A 10,222-nucleotide genomic window follows, 5' to 3' on the forward strand; every position below is an offset into this window, starting at 1 on the left:
TTTAAAAACGCATGACATAGGTCATGCGTTTTTTAGATTAAACAGTCTCTCCTTTTTTTAGTTTGCGGGAGAGGATAATTGTGCTTGGGATGAGAACTAAAATACTTCCTATCCAAGCTGCCGGGTTGGCGGCGGCAACTCCATAGAATCCGAATAATTGGAGCCCGATAATTGCCACCCCTGCTCGCATGATAAGTTCACCAAATCCGGCTAAGGTTGGAATGAAACCTTTACCTAAACCTTGAACGAAGCTACGAATAATAAAGAGAATGGCCAAAATCCAATAACAACTGCCATTGATTATGAAGTAGCTCAATGCGAGAGAGCGAACTTCTAAACTAGCATCAGGCAAAAACAAACTAGAGAAGAAACTATGGAAGATAACCAGTAGTATTGCATAAACAATCGACCAGGCAATATCAATCCAAAGCGCTTGTTTGAGTCCTTCTAAAATCCTGTTGTACTCTTTTGCACCATAGTTTTGAGCAGTGAAAGTGGAGACTGCTAGACCTAAATTAATCATAGGCAGCATAGCTAACTGGTCGGTTTTACTAGCAATGGCTTGAGCAGCAATGGCTTGAGTTCCTAGCTGATTGAGCATTGCTTGAAGGGTAAGAGCTCCAATTGCAATAATACTTGCCTGAAATCCCATGGGGAAACCAACCTGTGCATGCTTTTTCAAATTATCTTTATCTAACTTCCAATCAGATTTTGTAAGATGAAACTGAGGAATTTTTCGTTTAATATGAAAGAGAAGGTAGAGGACAGAAACTGCTTGAGCGGTAACGGTAGCAAAACCAGCGCCAAATACACCCCACCCAACATTTAAAATAAAGAAAAAGTCGAGAATAATATTGATGATACAAGCCAGTATGAGAGCTATAAGTGGAGTGGTTGAATCACCTAAACTCCGAATTGCAGCGGACAAATAGTTATATAAAATGGTAAACACCATTCCACCAAATATAGCAACCATAAATGCATAAGAATGCTCGATTAAATTTACTGGTGTTTGTAACAATTCTAGAATAGGTCGTAGAAAAATGAGCGAAAGGACAGTTAATACTAGACTAACAAGAATGGAATAGAAAACCCCATGGACAAAACTGTGGCGGAGGCCAACAGTATCCTTAGCCCCAAAACGCTGTGCGGTAACAATGGCTAGCCCACTGGTCAATCCTTGAGCAAAACCTACAATTAGAAAGATAAGGCTACCGGCCGTCCCTACACTGGCAAAAGCTTCCTCACCCAGGGTGTGGCCGACAATCATGGAATCGGCAAAATTATAAGCTAGTTGAAAAAAAGAACCGATTAAGAGAGGAAGAGTGAAACGCAAAATAACAATGATTGGTCTTCCTTTAGTTAAATCATTCATAAAATCTCCTGAAAAGGTGCAAAGTATAAGCCCACTAACATTCCGATAAAGCTGGGTTAGTGGGCTAGGTTTAGTCGGTTAAATCTTCAAGGTGGTCAATGGTATTGTGGTCTGTAACTGCTGTAATCAGCTCATCTTCATTGAAAACATAATCAGGTGTCAATTGAATGTTTAATTCCTGATTTTCTCCACAACGGTAGCCGATGATATTCATTTTGTAGTTTTGACGTAATTGCAATTCCGCCAATGTTTTTCCAAACCATTTTTTGGGTGGTCTGAATTCAACAATAGAAACGTTACCATCTAATTCAAAAACACTAGTAGTACTGCGGTGAATTAAATGTTTAGCAAGAGAGATACCTGTTTCTCTTTCTGGTGAGATTACCTTGTCCGCACCGATACGTAATAAGATTTCTTTTGCAGTGGTACCTTTAACTTTGGCAATGACCTTAGGAACACCCAACGTTTTGCTGTGCATTACAGCAAGAACGCTAGATTCTAGGTTGGTACCTGTAGCAACGACTACAGCATCACAGTTTTGAATACCTGCAGCACGCAACAGTGATCTATCCGTGATATCTCCCACTACGCCCCGTGTTAGGATAGACTCGAGTTGGTTAATCTGTTGTTCATGGTTATCGACAGCGATGATGTTACAATCATATTTGTGTAATGTTTTAGCAATGGTAGTCCCGAAAACGCCGAGACCTAAAATTCCTATAGTGTAAGTTGACATTTTTTTCCCCTATTAAACTAACATAGATGATTTGGCATATTTTAATCCTTCTTTTTTCGAAATTTTTCGATTGGAAAGATTGGCTAAGATAGATAGTGGTCCAATACGACCAAAAAACATGAGGGCCATGATAATAGCTTGTCCAGCCATACTCAAGGTTGGAGTTAAATTGGCAGTAACACCAACAGTCGCGAGAGCAGACATGACTTCGAACATTAAGAAAATAAGTGGTTTATCAGCATCGGTCACTACGATCGCAAAGAGACCAGCAAGGAAGACCATTAAGAAGACAGAGAAGGTAGCAAATGCTTTACGAATTGTTAAAATATCTATCGTGTGTGACATGAAATTTGTATTCGGCAATCCTAAAATTTCGCTACGAGCATATAAAATTATAGTGAGAAAGGCGGTAATTTTGATCCCCCCGGCAGTACCTCCAGGAGCTCCGCCAAGCATCATTTGAAAAATATAGATAAGTAGGGTAACTGGTTCCGCTTTTGTGAAGTCAATACTTGCAAAACCAGCAGTCCGCATGGTAACAGTTTGGAAAAAACTAACAAGTAATTTTTCCCAAAACGGGAGATTTCCAATAGTATCAGGGTTTTTCCACTCTGTAATAAGTGTTAGTAGTGTACCAGCAGATAAAATGATTGCTGTAATAGCAAGAACGACCTTGGTATGAAAACGTAATTTTTTAAAGTGTCTTTTTTTAAAGTGTCTTCTGAATAAAATTTGTGTTTGAAAATCAAACCAGACGGAAAAACCTAGTCCCCCCATAATAATTAAGGCAGCTAAAGTGAGATTTACTAATGGATTATCAACATAACGGACAATACTTGTCGCACCAAAATTATCAAATCCTGCATTACAAAAGGCAGAAACAGCGACAAAAATGGAATTGAATATTCCCTGTTGCCAGCCAAAATCTGGAACGAACTGAAATGTTAGAATGAGAGCACCTAGAGATTCAATGGCCAAAGTGAAAGCGAAGGCAGATTTGATAAAGCTACGAAAGTACTTGGTATCAGAACGAGATAAGGCTTCTTGGAGCGTAGCCATATTCATGAAATCCAACTTTCGACCGCCACGAAGAGCAAACAAGCCAATGAAACCAATAAGACTGAGGCCACCAACCTGAATCAGAAGAATACAGATAATCTGACCGAATATGGAATAGGTTTCAGAAACAGCTTGAGTAAACAAACCTGTTACGCAGACCATGGAGACTGCTGTAAAAAGATGATCCCAATAAGTGGCGACGGAGCTATCAGCTTGCGAAATAGGTAAACTGAGTAAGATGGAACCGACCAAAATCACGAATAGAAAGCTTAACATAATTCGTTGACTTGGAGTTAGTTTGATAGATAAAAAAGACATGATATTCCCTTTTGATAATTAAATATGAAGCTATTGTAGCACAAATAGTTGAAAAAGGTAAGAAATAATGAATTAAAATGTTTATGAAATTATCAAGAAAATCAAGGGATTTTATAACCTGTTGAAAACCAGTTTTGTAAAAGGTTATATGCAGAAAATTCAGACGATAGATTGTCGATTATTCTGCTAAAATAATAATGATAGGCCACTTGGTAACAAAAAAAGTCAACTCATTTTGTGAGCTGACTTTGTATCGTATTAATCGGAACTGATTATCAAGCAGTTGAATATATACTATTGGCTAATCTATATGCATTAGGTTTTTTGCATTCAGATTAAATAAAGAAAGCTATTTCCACTCAGCTAATATTTTTTGGTGATAGTAACGAAGAGGACCCACCTTTTCAAGCAAGTAAGTGGCGGCCAATCCTACCAAAAATCCAGAAAGTATTCCGCTAAAAGAAAGTATCGGAAGGTAGTTCAATACATAAAAAGAGCGAGCGATGGTAGCGAAAACAATCAATTGACCGACGTTGTGCATCATACCTCCCAGTATTGAAATGCCAATTGGGCTGACCCGACGAGGACCGAGTTGTTTTGCAGATAACATTACAATATAGCTTAGAGTCACTCCTGCAAAACTATAGAGAAAAGTGGAGAAAGTACCACCTAGAAAAGTTGAAATAAGTAAGCGTAACGAAACCACTTTTACACTATCTTTCGCAGGGAGTGTAAATATTGCAATCAAGCTGATGAGGTTGCCAAGGCCTAGTTTAGCGCCAGGGGCAAAAGAGAAAGGTGTGGGGATTAATCGTTCAACTACCGAAATTACGACAGCTTGTGCAGCTAACATCGTAATAAAATTTAAGGTTTTACGTTTGGAATTCATCATTGACTTTTGAAATATTCTTTCTTGGCATTATTTTCCTACTAGTTATCTTACATTTTTTTTCGTTACCATGCAAATATGCAGATATACCACTAATTATTGAAAACGCTTGAAATATATAAGATATTAAGATATAATGATTTCGTTATAAATTGTTGCTTTTTTCACAAGGAGGATTAATTGTGACGAAAAATATCGTGATTGTCGGTGCTGGGTACGCAGGGATTGCAGCAGCTCGACTATTAGGGAAAACGCTTAAGAAAAACGAAGATGTAAGCGTCACCTTGATTGATAAAAACTCTTTCCATACTTACATGACAGAGTTGCATGAAGTAGCTGCAGGACGTGTGGAAGCTAATGCAATCAAATATGACCTACAACGTATCTTCAAAAAATATCCAAAGGTTCAGTTGGTTACTGATAAGGTTGTAGAGATTGACTACGACAAAAAACAAGTCGTTGCTGAACACCAAACCTTGGAATTTGATTATTTGCTACTTTCTATGGGTGGTGAGGCTAATGACTTTGGTGTCAAAGGTGTCAAGGAACATGGTTTCACTTTATGGTCTATTGAGGCAGCTGAGCGTTTGCATAACCACATCATTGATGCTTGCAACCGTGCCATGCGTGAACATGATGAAACAAAACGACGTGCCCTTCTGACCTTTACAGTTATCGGCGCTGGCTTTACTGGTATTGAGATGATCGGTGAGTTAATTGATTGGGTACCAATTTTGGCGCGTGAGTTCAAGTTGGATCCGAAAGAATTCTCACTCAAGGTTGTTGAAGCAACGTCAAATATCTTGGCTATGGTTACTGAAAAAGAACAAGTCAAGGCTCGTAAATACCTTGAGAAAAAAGGCGTTGAATTAGTACTTGGTGATTGTGTTGCGAGTGTTCAAGAAGATAGCTTAACATTGGCTTCTGGCCGTCAAATTCCAACCTACACTTCTATTTGGACTGCAGGGGTTCAAGCAAATTCTGACGCTAGTGAATTCGGTATTGAAAAAGCACGTGCAGGTCGCCTAATTGCCAATGAATTTATGGAAGCCAAAGGCAAAGAAAATGTCTATGTGGCTGGTGACTTGGTTTACTTTGAAGAATCAAAAGGAAAACCGACCCCTCAAATCGTTCAAGCAGCTGAACAAACTGGTCATACTGCAGCAAGCAATATCATCGCAGCGATTAACGGCGGAGAAAAGCACAGTTATAAAGGCAAGTATGATGGTTTTATGGTATCTATCGGATCACGCTATGGTGTTGCTTTCTTGATGGATAAATACCATATGTCTGGTTTCTTTGCTATGGCAGTGAAGCATATGGTTAACTTGCTATACTTATTTACTATCCGAAGTTTCTTCTACATGGGATCTTATGTGCGTCATGAGTTCTTTGATATTAAAAATAAACGGAACATCTTTGGTGGACATACTTCTGGTAAGGGCAATCTTTTATGGTCAGTACCGATGCGTTTATTCTATGGATCAGTTTGGCTCTATGAAGGTGTGAAAAAAGGGTTTGGACTATTTGGAACAACGTCATGGTTTGGTGATCAAGTTGTCTTCCCATTCCCATGGTTAGCTGATCCAGTTTCTGGAGCTTCTGCAGCAGAGGCAGTTTCAAACGCTTCACAAGCTGCTACTACCGCAGCGGAAGTAGCAGAACCAATTTTTGGATTGAGCTACGCCTATGGTGAAACACCGATGACCGTTTTAGAAAAAATGCCTGACTGGTTTGCGTCAATTATGGAATTCATGATACCGAACCAAGAAGTTGCGCTCTTTATGCAAAAATTCATGACTATTGCAGAAATCGGAATTGGTTTAGCCTTGATTGCAGGAGCATTTGTATGGATTGTATCTGCTGCAACAGTAGCTTTAGTAGTTATGTTCAGCTTATCGGGTATGTTCTACTGGGTAAATATTTGGTTTATCCCAGCAGCAATTTCATTAATGAATGGTGCAGGTAGAGCATTTGGATTAGATTATTGGATTATGCCATGGTTAGGTCGCTTCCTTGATAAGACCATTTATGGGAAGCCCAAGCATATTTACAGAATCAAGGATAATAAATAAAGGAAATTTTAACAGTTAAGTGGTACATCAAATTTGGGATGCCCACCCAGACATTAAAAGGGGGCTTGAAGAGGTTAAAACCATCATCTTATCAGAGATGATGGTTCTGCATCCAGCAGTAAAAACAAAGATTGTTGAGTATGTAGAGGCACCTGGTAAATACTTGCGTGCTGGCCTTTGTCTGCTCTTTGCACAGATGAAAGAAGGGCAAATTCATCAATCTAAGTTGTATTTTGCTGCTTATCTTGAAGTTTTACATCTAGCAACCCTTATACATGATGACGTGATCGATGGGGCAGATAAAAGACGGGGAGTTATCACGGTCCATCAGCAATTTTCAAATCGGATTGCAATCTATACTGGTGATTATCTTTTGGCCTATTCAGGCCGTTTGTTGGCCAAGGGGTTACGGTTACAAGATCTATCTCAGGAAGATATGAATTTAGGCAATGATAAACTCATGGAAACCATTTTAAGAGGAGAGTTGTCTCAATTAATGAATCAGTTTGATACAGAAATGACTATGAAAGCCTATCTCAAACAAATACAAGGGAAGACAGCATTTCTCTTTGGTTTGTCATGCCAATTGGGAGCTTTTGTGCCAGGACAGTCGAAGAAAGAAAGTGGACTAGCTTTTCGAACAGGTCAAGCCCTTGGTATGGCATTCCAGATCCGAGATGATTTAATTGATTACCAATTGGATGTTAGAGTATCTGGTAAGCCTCAATTGCAGGATCTTCAAAATGGTATTTATACTGCCCCATTGTTACTTGCTTTAAGAGAAAAAAAGGAAATTCGTCAGGATTTAAAAGCGTATATTGAAAATCCACAGACTGAAGCTCTGGATAAGTTGGCAATAAAAATCAAGGCTACAGGTGCTATTGAAAAAACGGAAAGCTTGATTTCTTCCTACCTTATTAAATGCAACAATTTTGCAAATAGAATGCTGATTTCAGAAAAAGAATCATTTGATCGAATCATAGAAAACGTATTCAAAAAATACTTCTAATTTGTGATTTTTTTTTCAATTTTGACTAGACAGATAGAAGAAAAAGTTATATCATTATAGTATAGTTATTAACATAAAACAAAGGAGTTTTATCATGAAAAACACAAAATGGATGTTGAAAAGTTTGTTAGTTCTCGGTGCTGCTGTAACTTTGGTAGCATGTGGTGCTAAAGAAGAATCAACAACAACATCATCATCAACAGCAGAAACAACTACTTCTGAATCTTCATCAGCATCAGCTTGGAAAGATGGTACTTACAAAGCTGAGTCAGGATTTGATGAACGCGGTTGGAAATTTGTTCACGAAATCACTATCGAAGGTGGTAAAATTACAGCTTCAACTGCTGATTACGTGGACAAAGATGGTAATTTGAAATCAGAAAATGCCGAATACAATGCAACAATGAAAGAAAAATCAGGTGTATCTTCTGCAGAAGCTACAGATAAACTTGATGAAGAGCTTCTTGCAGCACAAAGTGCAGATGTAGAAGTAGTTTCAGGTGCAACAACTACTTCTGAAAACTTCAAAAAATCAACTGAGGCACTTTTGAAAGCTGCTGAAGAAGGAAATACAGATACAATCATACTTGACTAATATCAGTCAGTAAAATGAAGGCACAGTAGCCCCAGGCTGGCTACTGTGTTTTTCTATTAGAAAGGAAGAGTTAATGAAAAAGGGAATCCGTTTATTTATAATTTGTATTGCCACATTTCTCCTAGTAGCATGCGGAGCTAAGAAAACGGAAACGTTACCTGTCGTAAAAACTCCATTGACTCGTAGCGAGAGTCTACTACATACAGTAGTGCAATTGAGTATCTTTCACGATGATCAAGAGGAAGTGATGGATGAGGCAATCGTCTATATCAAGGAAATGGAAAGTCTGCTGTCAACGAATTTGGATGGTTCAGATGTTTATCGGATCAATCAGTCGGCTGGAAAAGAAGCTGTCAAAGTAGATGATCGGACTTTTGAAGTAATTGAGAAAGCTATCGAGACTAGTGAAGAGAGTGATGGTTTATTTGATATTTCAATCGGTGCTGTGACTAATCTCTGGAAAATCGGGGATGAAGATGCACGTAAACCCAGCGATGAAGAAATACAGGCTGCTTTGCCATATATAAACTACAAGGATATCGCTCTGGATAAGGAAAACCAAACAGTCTATATCAAGAAAGGAATGACCTTAGAACTTGGGGCTATTTCAAAAGGATATATTGCGGATAAAGTGAGAGAGTTGTTTGAAAGTAAAGGGATTACTACAGCCATTATCAACCTTGGTGGGAATGTTGTAGTCATGGGTGACTCACCGAAAACACAAAAAGGATGGAACGTTGGCGTTCAAGATCCGGATCAAGTTCGAGGGGCCACGGTTGGCTCAGTTCCAGAGACACATGATTCAGTCGTTACATCTGGTATTTATGAACGGTATATTGAGGTAGATGGTGTAAAATATCACCATATTTTAGATCCTAAAACAGGTTATCCTGTAGAAAATGATATTTCAGGAGTCACAGTTTTTTCGAAAACCTCGGTTCAAGGAGATGCCTTGTCTACAACTCTTTTCTTGCTCGGTGTTGAAAAAGGACTTGCTTTCATCAATCAAATGGATGGAGTTGAAGCGGTCTTTATTGATAAGGAGCACGGTGTTCATCTGAGCGATGGACTTAAAGATAGCTTTGAATTAACGAATGAGGAGTATCATCTTGTCAGTGAATAAATCAAAGAACGGGCTTAGTTTACCCGTATTTCTAGAATTTGTCGAAATCAAAACAAAGGTCGCCAGTGTCTTTCCTATGACACTGGGGCTTCTATGGGCAGCTTATCGCTATCAGACTTTTAATTGGTTGAATACGCTGTTGTTTGTCCTGGCAGTACTGAGTTTTGATATGTGCACCACCGCAATAAACAATAGTATGGATTATCATAAGGCAAAATATGAAGCCTATCGTCAAGAAAGTAATGTGATTGGGAAGTTTTCGCTTGATTTTCAGCAAATGATTGGTATTATTTTTACCTTACTTATTTTTTCCATCCTGATTTCTTTATTGCTTGTCTGGCGTACAAGCTGGCTACTCTTGCCAATGGGGGCGCTATGCTTTCTCATTGGAATCTTTTATACATTTGGTCCTATTCCATTGTCGAGAATGCCACTGGGGGAAGTCTTTTCTGGAGTAACTATGGGATTTGGAATTTTCTTTTTAGCTGTATTTATTCAGCAACCAGATTTGCTATTGACGAGCCAGGTGAGCGGTCAGTGGATGACTGTACAATTCTCTTGGACAAGGATATTGGAAATCATTTTAATGTCTATTCCGTTAGTTACTTTGATTGCTAATATCATGTTGGCGAACAACACCTGTGATTTAGAAGAAGATATTCGCAACCATCGCTACACCTTGGTCTACTACATCGGTAAGAAAAATGCTTTGAAACTATACTTTGTCTTGGCAAGTTTACCATGGTTGCTGTGGCTGTTGTACTGTTTGACAGGTTTCTTGCCATTCTGGGCATTGATTGGTTTGCTTGGTCTAGTACCTGCTTATCATAGTTTGGAACGATTCTTGAAAAAGCAAGTGAAGGGCGAAACTTTTATTGAAGCAGTAAAAAGTTTTGTTCTCTTTTCAGGAGTATATGTGCTTACGTTGCTAGTAGCCGTTATATTTAATAAATAAGACACAGCCTATGAACCGCACCCCAAAAGTTAGACAGAAAAAATCTAACTTTTGGGGTGCTATTTTTATGAAATTGAGCTATGAAGAC

The 10,222-nt window shown here is 38.6% G+C and carries 9 protein-coding genes; 5 read left to right on the forward strand and 4 right to left on the reverse strand.

Annotation, left to right across the window (positions count from 1 at the left end):
* Nucleotides 1–37: 37 nt before the first annotated feature.
* From ACPC58_RS04540 to ACPC58_RS04555, 4 genes are all read right to left on the reverse strand, one after another.
* Nucleotides 38–1,375: an MATE family efflux transporter gene (locus ACPC58_RS04540; RefSeq protein ID WP_217374710.1), complete on the reverse strand. Its 1,338-nt coding sequence runs from the start codon at nucleotides 1,373–1,375 to the stop codon at nucleotides 38–40.
* 70 nt (nucleotides 1,376–1,445) lie between these two features.
* Nucleotides 1,446–2,111 carry a potassium channel family protein gene (locus tag ACPC58_RS04545; RefSeq protein WP_434065386.1) on the reverse strand — a complete coding sequence of 222 codons (666 nt, stop codon included), beginning with the start codon at nucleotides 2,109–2,111 and terminating at the stop codon, nucleotides 1,446–1,448.
* Between the two features lie 12 nt (nucleotides 2,112–2,123).
* Nucleotides 2,124–3,488 carry a TrkH family potassium uptake protein gene (locus ACPC58_RS04550; protein ID WP_434065387.1) on the reverse strand — a complete coding sequence of 455 codons (1,365 nt, stop codon included), beginning with the start codon at nucleotides 3,486–3,488 and terminating at the stop codon, nucleotides 2,124–2,126.
* A gap of 349 nt (nucleotides 3,489–3,837) precedes the next feature.
* Nucleotides 3,838–4,377, reverse strand: coding sequence for a Gx transporter family protein (locus ACPC58_RS04555; RefSeq protein ID WP_289649332.1), 540 nt, complete (start codon nucleotides 4,375–4,377; stop codon nucleotides 3,838–3,840).
* Between the two features lie 182 nt (nucleotides 4,378–4,559).
* On the opposite strand from ACPC58_RS04555, the gene ACPC58_RS04560 reads away from it, so the two are divergent.
* The 5 genes from ACPC58_RS04560 to menA all read left to right on the forward strand — a co-directional run bounded on the left by ACPC58_RS04560 (nucleotide 4,560) and on the right by menA (nucleotide 10,134).
* Nucleotides 4,560–6,452, forward strand: a complete 1,893-nt coding sequence (locus tag ACPC58_RS04560; protein WP_434065388.1) for an FAD-dependent oxidoreductase — start codon at nucleotides 4,560–4,562, stop codon at nucleotides 6,450–6,452.
* 19 nt (nucleotides 6,453–6,471) lie between these two features.
* Complete coding sequence (locus ACPC58_RS04565) at nucleotides 6,472–7,461, forward strand: polyprenyl synthetase family protein (protein ID WP_130554684.1); 990 nt, start codon at nucleotides 6,472–6,474, stop codon at nucleotides 7,459–7,461.
* A gap of 94 nt (nucleotides 7,462–7,555) precedes the next feature.
* Complete coding sequence (locus tag ACPC58_RS04570) at nucleotides 7,556–8,056, forward strand: FMN-binding protein (RefSeq protein WP_434065389.1); 501 nt, start codon at nucleotides 7,556–7,558, stop codon at nucleotides 8,054–8,056.
* A gap of 73 nt (nucleotides 8,057–8,129) precedes the next feature.
* Nucleotides 8,130–9,179, forward strand: coding sequence for an FAD:protein FMN transferase (locus ACPC58_RS04575; RefSeq protein WP_434065390.1), 1,050 nt, complete (start codon nucleotides 8,130–8,132; stop codon nucleotides 9,177–9,179).
* Nucleotides 9,172–10,134 carry a 1,4-dihydroxy-2-naphthoate polyprenyltransferase gene (menA, locus tag ACPC58_RS04580; RefSeq protein ID WP_434065392.1) on the forward strand — a complete coding sequence of 321 codons (963 nt, stop codon included), beginning with the start codon at nucleotides 9,172–9,174 and terminating at the stop codon, nucleotides 10,132–10,134. The genes ACPC58_RS04575 and menA overlap by 8 nt, the downstream gene beginning before the upstream one ends.
* The last annotated feature ends 88 nt before the right edge of the window (nucleotides 10,135–10,222 follow it).

The sequence above is a fragment of the Streptococcus sp. VTCC 12905 genome, assembly GCF_049893385.1.
Taxonomy (GTDB): Bacteria; Bacillota; Bacilli; order Lactobacillales; family Streptococcaceae; genus Streptococcus; species Streptococcus suis_AA.

Coding starts and splice junctions, on each gene's coding strand:
- ACPC58_RS04540 (WP_217374710.1), bottom strand. CDS start 1,375: ATGAATGATTTAACTAAAGGAAGACCAATCATTGTTATTTTGCGTTTC.
- ACPC58_RS04545 (WP_434065386.1), bottom strand. CDS start 2,111: ATGTCAACTTACACTATAGGAATTTTAGGTCTCGGCGTTTTCGGGACT.
- ACPC58_RS04550 (WP_434065387.1), bottom strand. CDS start 3,488: ATGTCTTTTTTATCTATCAAACTAACTCCAAGTCAACGAATTATGTTA.
- ACPC58_RS04555 (WP_289649332.1), bottom strand. CDS start 4,377: ATGAATTCCAAACGTAAAACCTTAAATTTTATTACGATGTTAGCTGCA.
- ACPC58_RS04570 (WP_434065389.1), top strand. CDS start 7,556: ATGAAAAACACAAAATGGATGTTGAAAAGTTTGTTAGTTCTCGGTGCT.
- ACPC58_RS04575 (WP_434065390.1), top strand. CDS start 8,130: ATGAAAAAGGGAATCCGTTTATTTATAATTTGTATTGCCACATTTCTC.